Raw genomic sequence first — 16084 nt, 5'->3', positions numbered from 1 at the left:
TTCCAGCCGATTAGCCGGCAGTTCGAAGACCGACCGAGGAAGATTGAGCATGAGCCAGATCAAAACGCTTACGACCGCAAGCGGCGCTCCTGTCGCCGATAACCAGAATTCTCGCTCAGCTGGCCCGCGTGGCCCGCTGTTGCTCGACGATTTCCACCTCATCGAGAAGCTTGCTCACTTCAACCGCGAGAACATCCCTGAACGTCGTGTACACGCCAAGGGCTCGGGCGCCTACGGTACATTTACGGTAACTCGGGACATCACTCAGTACACCAGCGCCAAGCTGTTCGATTCGGTCGGTAAGCAGACACCAACGTTCCTGCGGTTCTCCACCGTGGGTGGCGAGCGCGGATCTGCCGACACCGAGCGCGATCCCCGTGGTTTTGCCCTGAAGTTCTACACCGAGGAAGGTAACTGGGACATTGTTGGTAATAACACGCCGGTTTTCTTCATTCGTGATCCGCTGAAGTTTCCAGACTTCATCCATACCCAAAAGCGCCTGCCACAAAGCAACCTGAAAAGCGCCCAGGCGATGTGGGATTTCTGGTCTCATTCTCCAGAAGCCTTGCACCAGGTCACCATTCTGTTCTCCGATCGCGGCATTCCTGACGGCTACCGTCATATGCACGGTTTCGGCAGTCACACCTACAGTCTGATCAACGCCCAAGGTGAGCGTCACTGGGTGAAGTGGCACTACAAGACCAAGCAAGGCATCAAGAACCTGGCGCCGGCTGAGGCAGCGCGTCTGGCGGGTACCGACCCGGACTACGCGCAGCGTGACTTGTTCAATGCCATCGAGCGCGGTGACTTTCCGAAATGGAGCGTTTGCATCCAGATCATGACCGAAGCTCAGGCCGCCGCCCATTACGAGAACCCGTTCGACGTGACCAAGACCTGGTCGCAGAAGGAGTTTCCGCTGATTGAAGTCGGGGAACTCGAACTCAACCGTAATCCGCTGAACTACTTTGCCGAAGTGGAACAGGCGGCGTTCGGGCCGAGCAACATGGTGCCGGGCGTAGGCCTGTCGCCGGACCGCATGCTGCAGGGGCGCGTGTTCGCTTACGCCGATGCCCACCGCTACCGTGTCGGCACCAATCACCAGCAATTGCCGGTGAATGCACCGCGCAGTCCGGTCAATACCTACCAGCGCGACGGAGCCATGGCGTTCGGCAGCAATGGCGGGGCAGCACCGAACTACGAGCCCAACAGCTACGTAGAGGCGCCGAAGCAGGCGCCGCATTATGCGGAACCAGCCTTGGCCCTTACCGGGGCGGCGGATCGTTACGATCATCGGGAAGACACTGACTACTACAGCCATGCCGGTGCGCTGTTCCGCCTGATGAGCAGCGAACAGCAGGCCCTGCTGATCAGCAACATCGCCGGTGCGATGGGCGGTGTATCAGCGGATGTCGTCGACCGTCAGCTGCAGCATTTCTCCAGGGCGGACGCCGCTTATGGAGAAGGTATCGCAAAGGCGTTGGGCGTACAGCTTAACTAAGTCTAAACGAGAAGCAGAACCGCCCTCATTAGGGCGGTTTTTGCGTTATTTAGCCCAGTTTTCTCAGATTTTCTTCGCATTTATTGCGATAGCACCGTGACCTGGCGGCCGGCTTGGTTCAAACTAGAGCCTTTCAAGGCTTGTGGAGATGTAGGGCGATGCAAGGTCACCCGGACGTAATCGATTACCTCAACACGTTGCTGACAGGCGAACTGGCAGCCCGTGATCAATATTTCATCCATTCGCGGATGTACGAGGATTGGGGTTTTACCGAGCTCTACGAACGTATCAACCATGAAATGGAAGAAGAAGCCCAGCATGCCGATGCGTTGATGCGCCGCATCCTGATGCTCGAAGGTACGCCGCGCATGCGCCCGGACGATCTGGACATCGGCACCACAGTGCCCGATATGCTAGCTGCCGACCTGCGCCTGGAATACAAGGTCCGCGCCGCGCTATGCAAGGGTATCGAGTTGTGCGAACAGCACAACGACTATGTCACCCGCGAAATCCTGCGTGTTCAACTCAATGACACCGAGGAAGACCATACCTACTGGCTTGAGAAGCAGTTGGGTTTGATCAAGTTGATCGGGTTGGAGAATTACCTGCAGTCGCAGTTCTGATTGCCGGTTACCGGACGCGGAGCGTCATTGGATGCATTCCCACGCGGAGCGTGGGAACGAGCCCCTGTCGTCGATGAGATGACAGGGGCTTTTTCATGCTCGGGAATGAATCAGTCCCGATCACGTTCCAGCAACGGCTTCAGGTAGTGCCCTGTGTGGGACTGCTTCATCCCAGCGACTTGCTCAGGCGTACCCACCGCAATGATCTGGCCGCCCTTGGAGCCACCTTCCGGCCCCAGGTCTACCAACCAGTCGGCCGTCTTGATCACGTCCAGGTTGTGCTCGATGACCACCACGGTGTTGCCGTGGTCGCGAAGCCGATGCAACACGTCGAGCAATTGCTGGATATCAGCGAAGTGCAGACCGGTGGTCGGCTCGTCGAGGATGTACAAGGTTTTGCCGGTGTCGCGCTTGGACAACTCGCGGGACAGCTTGACCCGCTGGGCTTCGCCGCCGGACAGCGTCGTTGCCGATTGGCCGAGCTTGATGTACGACAGGCCGACATCCATCAATGTCTGCAGCTTGCGCGCCAGGGCTGGCACTGCGTCGAAGAACTCCCGGGCCTCCTCGATGGTCATCTCGAGGGTTTCGTGGATGTTCTTGCCCTTGTATTTGATCTCAAGGGTCTCGCGGTTGTAGCGCTTGCTCTTGCACACATCGCAAGGCACATAGATGTCTGGCAGGAAGTGCATTTCCACCTTGATCAGGCCGTCACCCTGGCAGGCTTCGCAACGCCCACCCTTGACGTTGAACGAGAACCGTCCCGGGCCGTAACCCCGGGAGCGCGATTCCGGCACGCCGGCGAACAATTCGCGGATCGGCGTGAACAACCCGGTGTAAGTCGCCGGGTTGGAGCGCGGTGTGCGGCCGATCGGGCTCTGGTCGATGTCGACGACCTTGTCCAGGTGCTCCAGGCCCTTGATGCTGTCGTGGGGGGCGGCTTCCAGGGTGGTCGCGCCGTTCAGGGCCGTGGCGCTGAGGGGAAACAGCGTATTGTTGATCAGCGTCGATTTGCCGGAGCCGGATACGCCGGTGACGCAGGTCAGCAGGCCAATCGGGATCTCCAGGTCGACGTTGCGCAAGTTGTTGCCACGGGCACCCTTGAGGGTCAGCGACAGCTTCTTGTTGCGCGGCGTCCGTTTGGCCGGCACCTTGATCTTCACCCGTCCCGACAGGTACTTGCCGGTCAAGGAGTCGGGGTGCGCCATGACTTCGGCGGCGGTGCCCTGGGCGACGATATGTCCACCATGCACACCGGCTCCCGGGCCGATGTCCACGACGTAATCGGCCAGGCGGATCGCGTCTTCGTCATGCTCGACCACGATCACCGTGTTGCCGATGTCCCGCAGGTGCTTGAGGGTGCCGAGCAGCCGGTCGTTGTCCCGTTGGTGCAGGCCAATGGACGGCTCGTCGAGGATGTACATCACTCCCACCAGGCCGGCGCCGATCTGGCTGGCCAGGCGGATACGCTGGGCTTCGCCGCCGGACAACGTGTCTGCGCTGCGGTCGAGGGTGAGGTAATCCAGGCCGACGTTCACCAGGAACTGCAGGCGCTCGCTGATTTCCTTGAGGATCTTGTCGGCAATTTCGCCCCGGCGGCCGGTGAGTTTCAGGCCGGCGAAGTAATCGGTGGCGTCGCCGATGGGCAGGTTGGTCACTGCCGGCAGTGTCTTCTCGCCCACCCACACATGACGTGCCTCGCGACGCAAACGGGTGCCGCGGCAATCAGGGCAGGGCTGGGTGCTGAGGAACTTGGCCAGCTCTTCGCGCACGCTGGCCGATTCAGTCTCGCGGTAGCGTCGCTCGAGGTTCGGCACGATGCCTTCGAACGGGTGGGAGCGCTTGACGATATCGCCACGGTCGTTCAGGTATTTGAAGTCGACGTTCTGCGAGCCGCTGCCATGCAGGATGTATTTCTGCTGATCGGCGGGCAGTTCGTTGAAGGGCTTGTCCAGGCTGAACTTGTAATGAGCTGCCAGCGACCCGAGCATCTGGAAGTAATAGACGTTGCGCCTGTCCCAGCCGCGAATCGCGCCTTCGGCCAGGGTCAGTTCGCCGTTGACCAGGCGCTTGGTGTCGAAGAACTGCTTGACCCCCAGGCCATCGCAGGTCGGGCAGGCGCCGGCGGGGTTGTTGAAGGAAAACAGCTTGGGCTCCAGCTCGCTGATGGCATGGCCGCAGATCGGGCAGGCGAAGCGCGCCGAGAAGATGATTTCCTCACCGGGCTCGTCGTCCATCGGCGCCACCAGGGCGATGCCATCGGCCAGTTTCAGCGCGGTCTCGAAGGATTCGGCCAGCCGCTGTTGCAGATCGGCCCGGACCTTGAAGCGGTCGACCACCACATCGATCGAGTGCTTCTTCTGTTTGTCCAGCTTCGGCAGTTCGTCCAGCTCGCAGAGCTTGCCATTGACCCGGGCCCGCACGAAGCCCTGGGCCCGCAGTTCCTCGAAAACCAGCAGGTGTTCGCCTTTGCGCTCGCGAATGACCGGCGCGAGCAGCATCAATTTGCTGCCTTCCGGCTGGGCCAGCACCAGGTCGACCATCTGGCTGACGGTCTGGGCTTCCAGGGGAATGTCGTGGTCGGGGCAGCGGGGAATGCCCACTCGCGCATACAGCAGGCGCAGGTAGTCGTAGATCTCGGTAATGGTGCCGACCGTCGACCGCGGGTTATGGGACGTCGATTTCTGTTCGATCGAAATGGCTGGCGACAGGCCTTCGATGGTGTCGACGTCCGGTTTCTCCATCATCGACAGGAACTGCCGGGCGTAGGCCGACAGCGATTCGACATAGCGTCGCTGGCCTTCGGCGTACAGGGTATCGAATGCCAGCGATGATTTGCCGGATCCGGACAGGCCGGTGATGACGATCAGCTTGTCCCGTGGCAGGGTCAGGTCGATGTTCTTCAGGTTGTGGGTACGGGCCCCACGAATCAGGATCTTGTCCAAAGTGGCCTCGCTCGGCGGGCATCGAAAACGTAGGAGTATACGGGCAAATACTGGATGGATAAACACTATTGAGCGTGCGATCGCAGCCATACATGAAGACTGCGCGTCAAACAGTCGCGATATACCCTCTCAATCGATGGGACTGGTAGAATCGCCGCCGGTTCAGATGAGGTTTTTCCATGCACGATCCCCACAGCGAGCGCATGAGTGGCGGCGAGACCCGGGCGGCAAGCGGTCTGGCCCTGGTGTTCGCCTTCCGTATGCTGGGCATGTTCATGGTGTTGCCGGTGCTGGCGACCTATGGCATGGACCTGGCGGGTGCGACGCCAGCCCTGATCGGGTTGGCGATTGGCGCTTATGGCCTGACCCAGGCCATTTTCCAGATCCCGTTCGGGATCATTTCCGACCGCATCGGCCGACGTCCCGTGATCTACCTTGGACTGATCGTCTTCGCCCTCGGCAGTGTGCTGGCGGCCAACGCCGACTCGATCTGGGGTGTGATCGCCGGACGGATCCTGCAAGGCGCGGGGGCGATTTCCGCTGCCGTCATGGCCTTGCTCTCGGACCTGACCCGCGAACAGCATCGGACCAAGGCCATGGCCATGATCGGCATGACCATCGGTCTGTCGTTCGCCGTCGCCATGGTCGTCGGCCCCTTGCTGACCCGCGCTTTCGGTTTGTCGGGCCTGTTCCTGGCGACCGGCGGCATGGCGCTGGTGGGTATCCTGATCGTGGCGTTCATGGTGCCCCGTTCCACCGGGCCGCTGCAGCACCGTGAATCCGGGGTGGCGCGCCAGGCGCTGATCCCGACCCTAAAGCACCCGGACCTGCTGCGCCTGGACCTGGGTATTTTCGTGCTCCACGCCATGCTGATGTCCAGTTTCGTCGCCTTGCCGCTGGCCTTGGTCGAGAAGGCCGGACTGCCCAAGGAGCAGCATTGGTGGGTCTACCTGACGGCGCTGCTGATTTCGTTCTTCGCCATGATTCCGTTCATCATCTATGGCGAGAAACGACGCAAAATGAAACGAGTTTTGCTCGGCGCCGTCGTGACGCTGATGCTCACTGAGCTATTCTTCTGGCAGTTCGGCGACAGCCTGCGAGCCTTGGTGATTGGCACGGTGGTGTTCTTCACCGCGTTCAACCTGCTGGAGGCGTCGCTGCCGTCGCTGATCAGCAAGGTTTCACCGGCGGGCGGCAAGGGCACGGCAATGGGGGTTTATTCCACCAGCCAGTTCCTGGGTTCGGCGTTGGGCGGGATTCTCGGTGGTTGGCTGTTCCAGCACGGCGGTTTGTCGGTTGTCTTCCTGGGATGCGCCGCGCTGGCTGCACTTTGGCTGGTCTTTGCTGTTACCATGCGCGAACCACCGTATGTGACGAGCCTGCGCTTGCCGTTATCGCCCGAAGCCATTCGCGAAGCAGGCCTGGTCGAGCGCCTCAGGGCCGTCGTTGGCGTAACCGATGCAGTGGTGGTCGCCGACGAAGCGGCCGTTTATATCAAACTGGACACCGAATTATTGGATCGTGCGACCCTCGAGCGCCTGGTGAACAACCCGGCCCCGACTGCGTGCGAAGCCTAGGAGAACGTTATGGCCCGTGGGGTTAACAAAGTCATATTGGTCGGTACGTGCGGCCAGGATCCCGAGGTTCGCTACCTGCCTAATGGCAACGCCGTGACCAACCTGAGTCTGGCGACCAGCGAACAGTGGACCGACAAGCAGACCGGCCAGAAAGTCGAGAAGACCGAATGGCATCGCGTGTCGATGTTCGGCAAAGTGGCTGAGATCGCCGGCGAATACCTGCGCAAGGGTTCGCAGGTGTACATCGAAGGCAAGCTGCAGACGCGCGAGTGGGAAAAAGACGGCATCAAGCGCTACACCACTGAAATCGTGGTCGACATGCAGGGCACCATGCAATTGCTGGGCGGCCGTCCACAGGGTGACCAGCAGCAAGGTGGTAACAACTACCAGCAGTCGGCCCCACGTCAGCAGGCACCGCGCCCGCAATCGGCGCCGCAGCCACAGCGCGAGCGCCCAGCCCCACAACAGGCCGCGCCGCAACCAGCTCCGGATTTCGACAGCTTTGATGACGATATCCCGTTCTAAGGCTGCGTCTCAGGCCTAGCCTGCCCGGTATCGCCCCGAAAGCCCCAGAGCCCCGTGCCTGGGGCTTTTTGTTTCGACGCTGGTCAGATCGGGCTGGCTCCTGCGTCCAGGACCGATCACAAATCCAAATCCAAGACCTCCTGCATCTTTTCGCCAATGGACTGCCGTAACCAGGTTGAATGAAACGCCATGTCCTTGAGTGGAATGTGCATCCAGAACCGGACCTCCATCGGCTTGCCATTGTCCCCGGTGAAGCACACCACCAAATGACAGGCGTGGGCGATAGAGTTTTCCACGCAGGGCGTGATGGAATAGATGTCGCTGTAGGGCACGCACTCTTCGGTGGGCGCGCGTGCTGGGCGGCGCTGGGTGAAGGTGAGGCGTTGCTGGCGTTCGTCAAAGCAGAAGCCAAGCACTTGAGGGCCGGAGAAAAGCCAGTAAAGCAGACCGGTGGCCGCTAATGCGCTGACGCACATGAGTGTCAAAAACAGAGGATCCTCGATCGTCCTGGTATGAGTGCTCGACAGGCCTTCGGTGGAGAACAGCTCGATTGATACCACCACCAGCCCGTAGACCGGCAAGGCAAGCAATAGCATCACGGCGTACAGCAGGGTACCCAGGTATCCTGTTGTGGATATTTCGCTTGGGTAATCCCACGTGGGAGGATGTTGTGGCGTGGGTGCGGCGGTATCGGTCGGGACTGGGGAGGAAACCAGGCGCGACGGGTGTTTGCGTTTCATGCGGCTGGCTCTTGGGAAACTCAGCGGCCATTCTTATCGTTATTCCTCAACTACGCCTAGTGGAAATCGGTAATCGTCAGTTTCTAATGAAAAACCGCGCCTCGGTGCTCCAAGCGCGGTTTGTTTTTGCCTGGGTCTCAGTGGCTGGCCGCCAGAAATTGCTCCGTGCTCACTACCTTCGCATAAGCAAACCCCAACGCCGCCATGAAGGCCGCGTGGACCTGGGCTGCCGGAACGACGACGCCGTTGAATTCCAGGTCCAGGGTTGCGCAGGCGTCGTGGATCACCGTGACGTCGTAGCCCAGGTCCGCCGCGGCCCGAGTGACACCGTCGATGCACATGTGGCTCATGCTGCCGACGATGACCAGTTGAGTGATGCCGTGATGGTCGAGGAGGGATTGCAGTTCGGTTTCGCGGAATGAATTGACGAAGTGCTTGAGCACCACCGGTTCATTGGCCTGGTTAAGGACCTTGGGGTGCAGTTTCGCGCCTTCGGAGCCCGGGGTGAAGAATGGCGCGTCTTCGGAGGTGAACTCGTGGCGGATGTGCACCACTTGATTTCCTGCCTGGCGAAAGGCTGCGATCATTCGTGCGGCGTTGTCCGCGGCGGTTTCGACGCCACTCAGGGGCCATTTACCCTGGGGGAAGTAGTCGTTCTGGATATCGACTACGATGAGCGCTTGCTTGGACATGAGTGCTTCCTTGATCAATGAGGGGTGAAGCCAGTATTGGCTTTTGCCATCGGTTCGAGGATTGGCCGCAACGACAATAGGCGGGGGAAAACTGACAAATGACGCAGGAGAAGGCGGTTGCCGAGCTTGGGGTGCTGATCTATCCCGGTGCGCAACTGGCGGCGGTGCATGGCTTGACCGATCTGTTCTGCGTGGCGGACCGGATCGCGACCGAGCATGCCGGCGCACAGTTGCCGCGGTTACGGGTCAGTCACTGGCAGGCACAGGAGGGTGGGGCGCCGTCGCGGGTATTCGACAGCGCACCCGGTCCGGACGGGCCGCTGGCGGCATTGCTGATTCCACCGGCCCTTGGCGGTTTCAGCAAAAGCCAGTCCTCGGCACCGCTGATGGCTTGGCTGCGGGCCCGGCACGGCGCTGGCACCGTGTTGGGCGGGGTGTGCGTAGGGTCGATCCTGCTGGCTGAAAGCGGCCTGCTCGATGGGCGTAGCGCCACCACCCACTGGACGTCGGCCAAGACCTTTGCCGAGCGTTACCCGAAGATCAAGCTCGACGCCGACAAGCCGATTGTCGACGACGGCGACCTGATCACCACCGCTGGGCTGATGGCCTGGGCGGAGTTGGGGCTGCGGCTGGTGAATCGCTTGCTGGGCCCCAGCATCGCGACGCGCACGGCGCGGTTCCTGGTGATCGAGCACAGTGACAGCGCCAGCGAGTGCGGCAGCAATTTCGCGCCGATCCTCGGGCACGGCGACGGGGCGATTCTCAAGGTGCAACACTGGCTGCAAGGCAGCGGCGCGGTAGACGTCTCCCTGGCCGCGATGGCCGAGCAGGCGGGCCTGGAGGAACGCACCTTCCTGCGCAGGTTCCGTAGCGCCACCGGGCTCAAGCCCACCGAATACTGCCAGCACCTGCGGGTCGGCAAGGCTCGGGAAATGCTGGAGTTCACCAACGGCACCATTGACCACATCGCCTGGACCGTCGGTTATCAAGACCCGAGTGCCTTTCGAGCGACGTTCAAGAAAATCACCGGGCTGGCGCCGAGCGATTACCGGGCAAAGTTCGGAGTCAGTCCGCCAAGCGCTTCGAAACAGTAATGGCTCCCTCACTAGAGGGGGTATGAGATTCAAATCATCGTGCAATTTGCGGGATCCCCGTCACGGATCGTGCAGAATGAGACAGGCTCGATGCTACCCATCTTCCGAAATTCGCCCGTTTCCTTGGTCGTCCACCAGCGTCACCCTGTTGGCCTGATCTCTGCACCCGTTTACCCACAGCCATGAGCGCAGGTAAAAGGGCAACGCATGACGTCAGTCAATCGCAACAAAACCGTGGTGGCCCATTCGGTCAACCCTCACGCGCCACTTCATGAAGTGGAAACCAATCGTGCCCTGGCCCGTTGGCTGGCGCAGATCCTCGGCATGGAATACGGCGGCAGCTATGACAGCCAGCAGCATGCCGGGCGCGATCTGTATCTGTTACCCACGCAAACCCTGATAGGTCCGGAAGCCGCGCGGCATTTGGGTGTCTCGGGGCCGGACGATCTGTGGGGCGGTTACGTCGAGCATGATTTCATCTGCACCAAGGCCATCACCCACGGTCTACTGAATAAGGATGCCGTCGCCCCCATCGGCTGGTCGCCGTTGTTTGCCAAGCTCGCCCGTAGCGTGGTGCTCGATGGCGTGAGTGTTTTTTCACTCAAGGACGCACGTCTGGCCGCCGAACATCTGCTGTACACCGGACCGATCCGCTTCAAGCCGATTCATGCTTGTGCCGGGCGCGACCAGCGGGTGATCCAGAACCTTGCACAGTTCGATGAAATCGCCGCTGATCCCGAGGCCCAGGCCGTGTTTCGCGACGGTGTGGTGCTGGAGCAGAACCTCAATGAGGTCAGGACCCAGAGCGTTGGCCAGAGCGCTATCCATGGCAAGAGCCTGAGCTATTGCGGCGTGCAGCACCTGACCCGGGACAGCCAAGGGCTGGAAGTGTACGGCGGCTCGGACCTGTTGGTGGTGCAGGGCGGCTACATCGAGTTGCTCAGGCTTGAACTGCCCGATGAGGTACGCGAAGCGGTGCGGCTCGCGCAAGTGTTCGACGATGCCGCCAACCAGGCCTATCCCGGTTTCTTTGCCTCCCGGCGCAACTACGACATTGCCCAAGGCATCGATACTGGCGGCCAGCCCCGTGGCGGTGTGCTGGAGCAATCCTGGCGCATGGGCGGGGCCAGCAGTGCGGAACTGGCGGCGCTACAAGTGTTCGTTCAGGAGCCGTCGACCAGCGTGGTCCGCGTGTCTTCGGTGGAAACCTACATCGACCAGCCGTTGCCTCCCGGCGCCATGGAGGTGTACCGCGGCCCGGCGCACAACGGTGATTTCCTACTCAAATACGTAACGGTTCATTCCCATGACGGCTAGAAGTGAAATCATTCAGATCGAGATCGACGACGAGCACATGAACGGCACGTTCCTGAGCCCCAAGTCGAAAGTCCCTGGCGTGTTGTTCGTGCACGGATGGGGCGGCAGCCAGGAGCGTGATCTGGAACGGGCCAAGGGCATTGCCGGCCTGGGTTGCGTCTGTCTGACCTTTGACTTGCGTGGGCACACCGGTGGTGCGGGCATTCCGCTGTCCCGGGTGACACGGGAAGACAACTTGCGGGATCTGCTGGCGGCCTACGACCGGCTGCTCGCTCATCCCGCCTTGGACACTTCAGCGATTGCGGTGGTCGGCACCAGCTACGGCGGTTACCTCGCCTCGATTCTTACCTCGCTACGCCCGGTACGTTGGCTGGCGTTGCGGGTACCGGCGCTGTACCGCGACGAGCAATGGCACACGCCCAAGCGCGACCTGGACAAGACCGACCTGCTGGATTATCGCAGTACGCTGGTGCACGCCAGCACCAACCGCGCGTTACACGCCTGTTCGCAGTTCACCGGTGATGTGCTGCTGGTGGAATCGGAAACCGACGACCATGTGCCCCATGCCACTATCATGAGCTACCGCGCGGCGTGCCAGCAGACCCATTCGTTGACCCATCGAATCATCGATGGCGCCGACCATGCCTTGAGCGACCCCGTCTCACAACAGGCCTACACCTCGATCCTGGTGGACTGGATCACGGAAATGGTGGTGGGAGAGCGGTTGAGCATCATTCAGGAGCGGTAGACTTCATTGTCTATGCGGGCGCCATCGCGAGCAGGCTCGCTCCCACATGGGCTCGCATTCCCCCTGTGGGAGCGAGCCTGCTCGCGATAGCGTCGGTTCAGACAATGATCACTTGAGCTCGGGCTTCTTGAGCCCGGGCTTGACCCGCAACGCCTTGGCCTTCGCCTCGATCACCAGGTACATCACCATCGTGACCAGCAACGGCAGGATGAAATAGATTGCCCGATAGGCAATCAACCCCGCCAGAAGGCTGCCCCTGGACGCGTCGTGTTGCAGCAGCGCGATGAAGACCGCCTCCAACACGCCGAGCCCTGCCGGAATGTGCGTAATGACCCCGGCAATGCTGCTGATCAGCAATACCCCAAGCACCACCGGGTACTCCAGTTTGCTGGGCAGCAAAGTAAAGATCACCGCCGCCATCAACGACCAGTTCAGCGCCCCCAGCGCCAGTTGCAACACCGCCATGCGCAGCGAGGGCAAGTTGATTTCCATGCCGCGGATCGTCCAGGCACGACGCTTGGAAAACCGGCAGGCCAGCAGATACCCGGCACTCGCCAATAGCAACAGCGCGCCCACGCCCTGCAAGGCATCGCTGCTCAGTTTCCAGCCCGGCGGCATGGTCACCAGACCACTGCTGAACACCACCCCGGCCAGGGTCATGTAGCCGAACCAGTTCGTGGCCAGGCTCAGGCCGAGGATCTTGGCGATGTTGCCGTTGCTGACCCCCAGCCGGGAATACAGCCGGTAGCGCATGGCGATGCCCCCGACCCAGGCGCTGAGGTTGAGGTTGAAGGCGTAGCTGATCACCCCCACGGGCAAGATCTGCCGCCAACCCAGTTTCTGGCGGATGTAGGTGCGACCGATCAGGTCGAAGCAAGCATAGGTAATGAAGCTGGCGACGGTCAGCGTAGCGGCGATGACCAAGGTCCGTACCTTGAAATCGGCCAGGGTGTCGAATACCTCGGACCAGTCGATGCGCCGGGCCAGGGTCGTGAACAGCACGATCAGCAGCAGGAAGAACGCCAGGGTCAGCGGTCTTTTCCAGCGGCTCCAGCGTGACTTGGGCTTGCTCTCGTCCCGGACACGGGCGTTGCTTGGCGCGGTGTGCGCCTCAGAGTGATTCATGGGGTTCGCTCCGAACCGCCGTCGGCGGCGAAAAAGGTTTCAGGCGCGGTTTATGGGCCGGCAGCCATCCGGCCCAGGCCGGGAAGTGACGCAGGAAGTGGAACACCATGAAACCGATGGTCATGCGCCAGAGCAGGCCCCGTGGGGCGCGACTGGCGGGCATGGCGGTGCAGTGCTCGCGGCTCAGGTAATCGAGGCGCTGGAACAGTTCGCGGTTGAACCCCCGGTCGCGGATCAGCACGTTGGCTTCCAGGTTCAGCGACAGGCTCAGGGGGTCGAGGTTGCTCGAACCGACGGTACTCCAGTCCTCATCCACCAGGGCGACCTTGCCATGCAGGGGCCGCTCGCAATATTCGTGGATCGTCACGCCGGCTTTGAGCAGGTAGTCGTACAGCATCCGCGCCGCGAGCTTGGCGATCATCATGTCTGGCTGGCCCTGCAGGATCAGCCGCACCTCCACGCCACGTCGCGCCGCATTGCGGATCTCCCGCAGCAACCGATAGCCGGGGAAGAAATAGGCATTGGCGATGACCACGCGCCGTTTGGCGCTGCGCAGCACTTGCAGGTAGACCTCTTCGATGTCGGTTTGGTGTTCGTGGTTATCGCGATAGACCAGGCGTACCTGGCCGTCGTGGTCACTGAAGGCCAACTCGCTGCGCCGACTACGGCGGCGCTGCCACCAGTACTTGGCCCGGGCCGGCCGGCCGCTTTGCATCAAGGCGAAATGATGGATATCGATCACTGCCGGACCTTTGACCTCCACCGAATAGTCCTGCTTGGCCTCGGGGCCGAAATCGCCCAGATGGTCGGCGGAAAAATTGATCCCGCCGATGAAGGCGATCACGCCGTCTATCACCACCACCTTACGGTGCAAGCGGCGGAACCAGTTGGTGCGAATGCCCAGGTGAAGAGGGGCCGGATCGAACATTTGCAGGCGCACACCCGCGTCGCTCAACGAGGCCAGGAAGTCCGGTGTCAGCTCCCCGCAACCGAAGCCATCCAGGCTCAGGGTGACTCGCACGCCCCGTTGGGCGGCGTCCACCAGCAGGTCGCGCAATTCGTTGCCGACCTTGTCCTCGAACAAAATGAAAGTCTCGATGAGGATTTCATTTTCGGCTCGACGGATAGCCTCGAACACTCGGGGGAAATATTCCTCGCCATTTTCCAGCAGGGTGACGCGGTTATTGCCATGCCAGCCATACTCGACGTCCACCAGCGCCGGGTCGCGCTCGGTGGGCGGCGTCTCGACCTTCTCCACCGCTGCCTTGTTCATCGTCGCGCTCATAGTTCGATCTCCACCGACAGCGGGGCGTGGTCGGACAGGTGCGACCATGGGCGTACGCTCAGGACCTTGGCCTGATTAGCCTTGAGGTTGCGCACATAGATTCGGTCCAGGCGCAGGATTGGCAGGCGCGCGGGGAAACTGCGGGCCGGCTTGCCCCATTGTTCGGCAAACACTTCCCGCAGGCCGCAGGGTTCGAGCAGGTCGGTGGCCTTGCCGCGCCAATCATTGAAGTCCCCGGCGACGATCACCGGTGCCTCGGGCGGCAGTTCGCTCAAGCGTTTGCACAACAATTTCAGTTGTTCGACACGATGACTTTCGCGCAAGCCCAGGTGCACACAAATGGCATGGACCTGCGGACCGTCACCCCCGGGCAGGCGCAACACGCTGTGGAGCATGCCGCGGCTCTCATGGCCGCTGATGGACACGTCCAGGTTGTCATGGCGAATGATCTGGAATTTCGACAGCAGCGCGTTCCCATGGTCGCCCGCCGGATACACGGCGTTGCGTCCATAAGCGAACTGCGGCCAGAGACTGTCGGCGAGGAATTCGTACTGTGGCATGCTCGGCCAGTTGGAGAAGCGCTGGGGATGATGTTCGTGGGTGCCGTGCACCTCCTGCAGGAACACCACGTCGGCAGACACGCTGCGCACCGCTTCGCGCAGCTCCGGCAGGATGAAGCGCCGGTTCAAGGCAGTGAAACCCTTGTGGGTGTTGACCGTCAGGACCGTGAAGCGGCTGATCCGGTCGAGGTCATGCGCCAGGTTCTGCGGGGCGTCGGTGGTTGCATCACGGGTCGCTTCGGTAGGGCCAGACGTGCTCATGGCAATACTCCCTCTGCCGGGCGCTCGCCGGGTGTGGTGGCGAGGTCCTTGTCCAGGTCGAAGCGCTCCAGCAAGTGGCGCGCGTCATAGGGCGCGCGGACCTTGATGTCGTTGTCGAAATAGCAGAACACTTCCCGGCTCTTGCGCGCCCTGGGTTTCTTTTTCGGGTCGATCAGGTGGGCGTCCTCCGGTTGCGTGCCGTGGCTCCAGGCCTCGATCCGGTCGCCCCAGCGTTTCAACGCCTCGTCGGTGTAGCCGCTGGCATAGAGTTCTTCGGCGCCGTGCAGGCGCAGATAGACGAAATCGCTGGTGACGTCTTCGCGGTAGGGCCACTTGCCGGCCGTGTCGGCGATCACCAGCGCAATGTCGTAACGCTTGAGCAGGGTGATGAAGTGCGGGTCGATGAAGCTTTCATGGCGGATCTCGACCGCGTGGCGCAGCGGGCGCTTCTTATCGGTTTCGGTGCTGGCGTGGCCGTCCAGGCGCGGCTCGTGCTCCCGGGCCAGGGCGGCGGCACTGGCGGTGTCGTGGGGCAATTGCTTGAGAAAGTCCTCGAACAACTCGGGGTCGAATTTGAAGCTGGGGGGAAACTGCCAGAGGATGGCGCCGAGCTTTTCCTTGAGTTCCAGCACCCCGGACGCGAAGAAATTGGCCAACGGCTTATGGATATCCCGCAGGCGCTTGATGTGGGTGATGAAGCGCGGTGCCTTGACGCTGAACACGAAGTCCGGCGGCGTCTCGGCATACCACTGGGCATAGCGTTCGGGACGTTGGAGGGCATAGAACGAGCCGTTGATTTCGATGCTGTTGACCGCTCGCGAGGCGAACTGCAATTCACGCTTCTGGGTCAGCCCCTTGGGGTAGAAATCCCCCCGCCAAGGCGTGTATCGCCAACCGGAAATGCCGATGTGGATCGCCGTCATGTGTCCCTCCCGTGCCAAATGACCTCGTACTGCCGGTGTCTTGCTGATGACTGTCGGGCGGCGCAGAAAGTTTCGACGAAGTGCCCGGTGGCGAAAGCGGTGGGGTTCTTGTGGCGAGGGTTTTGTATTGGTCTTGAGCGAACTTGCCTGCCTGATATGGATCAGTTCCTT

At 61.3% G+C, this 16084-nt stretch carries 14 protein-coding genes; 7 read left to right on the top strand and 7 right to left on the bottom strand.

All coding sequences use genetic code 11. The features are described from left to right. Window positions 1–49 precede the first annotated feature (49 nt). Together PCOSP_RS26055 and bfr are read left to right on the top strand one after the other, a co-directional pair. Window positions 50–1498, top strand: a complete 1449-nt coding sequence (locus PCOSP_RS26055) for a catalase (RefSeq protein WP_464709818.1) — start codon at window positions 50–52, stop codon at window positions 1496–1498. A gap of 158 nt (window positions 1499–1656) precedes the next feature. After that, entirely contained in the window at window positions 1657–2121 is a 465-nt protein-coding gene (bfr, locus tag PCOSP_RS26050; RefSeq protein ID WP_024778335.1) for a bacterioferritin, read from the top strand. Window positions 2122–2231: 110 nt separating this feature from the next. On the opposite strand, the gene uvrA is transcribed toward bfr, so the two are convergent. Further along, on the bottom strand, window positions 2232–5066 hold the full coding sequence (uvrA, locus tag PCOSP_RS26045) for an excinuclease ABC subunit UvrA (protein ID WP_139650139.1): 2835 nt from the start codon (window positions 5064–5066) through the stop codon (window positions 2232–2234). A 179-nt stretch (window positions 5067–5245) separates the two neighbouring features. On the opposite strand from uvrA, the gene PCOSP_RS26040 reads away from it, so the two are divergent. Together PCOSP_RS26040 and PCOSP_RS26035 are read left to right on the top strand one after the other, a co-directional pair. Continuing rightward, the gene (locus tag PCOSP_RS26040) at window positions 5246–6643 is read left to right on the top strand and encodes an MFS transporter (RefSeq protein WP_139650141.1); all 1398 of its coding nucleotides are present in this window, start codon (window positions 5246–5248) and stop codon (window positions 6641–6643) included. Between the two features lie 9 nt (window positions 6644–6652). Beyond that, window positions 6653–7168, top strand: a complete 516-nt coding sequence (locus PCOSP_RS26035) for a single-stranded DNA-binding protein (RefSeq protein WP_024778338.1) — start codon at window positions 6653–6655, stop codon at window positions 7166–7168. A 116-nt stretch (window positions 7169–7284) separates the two neighbouring features. On the opposite strand, the gene PCOSP_RS26030 is transcribed toward PCOSP_RS26035, so the two are convergent. Beyond that, window positions 7285–7908, bottom strand: coding sequence for a hypothetical protein (locus PCOSP_RS26030; protein WP_176563044.1), 624 nt, complete (start codon window positions 7906–7908; stop codon window positions 7285–7287). 137 nt (window positions 7909–8045) lie between these two features. Beyond that, window positions 8046–8600: a cysteine hydrolase family protein gene (locus PCOSP_RS26025; RefSeq protein ID WP_139650143.1), complete on the bottom strand. Its 555-nt coding sequence runs from the start codon at window positions 8598–8600 to the stop codon at window positions 8046–8048. Window positions 8601–8698: 98 nt separating this feature from the next. On the opposite strand from PCOSP_RS26025, the gene PCOSP_RS26020 reads away from it, so the two are divergent. The 3 genes from PCOSP_RS26020 to PCOSP_RS26010 all read left to right on the top strand — a co-directional run bounded on the left by PCOSP_RS26020 (window position 8699) and on the right by PCOSP_RS26010 (window position 11759). Further along, the gene (locus PCOSP_RS26020; RefSeq protein ID WP_139650145.1) at window positions 8699–9694 is read left to right on the top strand and encodes a GlxA family transcriptional regulator; all 996 of its coding nucleotides are present in this window, start codon (window positions 8699–8701) and stop codon (window positions 9692–9694) included. Between the two features lie 207 nt (window positions 9695–9901). Beyond that, window positions 9902–11011, top strand: a complete 1110-nt coding sequence (locus PCOSP_RS26015) for a DUF3182 family protein (protein WP_464709817.1) — start codon at window positions 9902–9904, stop codon at window positions 11009–11011. Beyond that, complete coding sequence (locus PCOSP_RS26010) at window positions 11001–11759, top strand: alpha/beta hydrolase family protein (RefSeq protein ID WP_139650161.1); 759 nt, start codon at window positions 11001–11003, stop codon at window positions 11757–11759. The genes PCOSP_RS26015 and PCOSP_RS26010 overlap by 11 nt, the downstream gene beginning before the upstream one ends. Window positions 11760–11867: 108 nt before the next feature. Here the strand turns inward: PCOSP_RS26010 and PCOSP_RS26005 are convergent, their stop codons facing one another. From PCOSP_RS26005 to PCOSP_RS25990, 4 genes are read right to left on the bottom strand one after another with little or no spacing between them, the layout of a single operon-like run. Beyond that, the gene (locus tag PCOSP_RS26005; RefSeq protein WP_464709815.1) at window positions 11868–12884 is read right to left on the bottom strand and encodes a lysylphosphatidylglycerol synthase domain-containing protein; all 1017 of its coding nucleotides are present in this window, start codon (window positions 12882–12884) and stop codon (window positions 11868–11870) included. Next, the gene (clsB, locus tag PCOSP_RS26000; RefSeq protein ID WP_464709814.1) at window positions 12871–14169 is read right to left on the bottom strand and encodes a cardiolipin synthase ClsB; all 1299 of its coding nucleotides are present in this window, start codon (window positions 14167–14169) and stop codon (window positions 12871–12873) included. The genes PCOSP_RS26005 and clsB overlap by 14 nt, the downstream gene beginning before the upstream one ends. Next, window positions 14166–14990, bottom strand: coding sequence for an endonuclease/exonuclease/phosphatase family protein (locus PCOSP_RS25995; protein ID WP_464709813.1), 825 nt, complete (start codon window positions 14988–14990; stop codon window positions 14166–14168). Before PCOSP_RS25995 ends, clsB begins: the two co-directional genes overlap by 4 nt. Next, on the bottom strand, window positions 14987–15913 hold the full coding sequence (locus tag PCOSP_RS25990) for a DUF72 domain-containing protein (RefSeq protein WP_464709812.1): 927 nt from the start codon (window positions 15911–15913) through the stop codon (window positions 14987–14989). Before PCOSP_RS25990 ends, PCOSP_RS25995 begins: the two co-directional genes overlap by 4 nt. Between the last annotated feature and the right edge of the window lie 171 nt (window positions 15914–16084).

Source organism: Pseudomonas sp. MAFF 730105 (assembly GCF_055380705.1).
The sequence above is the reverse complement of the archived record's forward strand: the minus strand, read 5'-3'. Positions and strand labels throughout refer to the sequence as shown.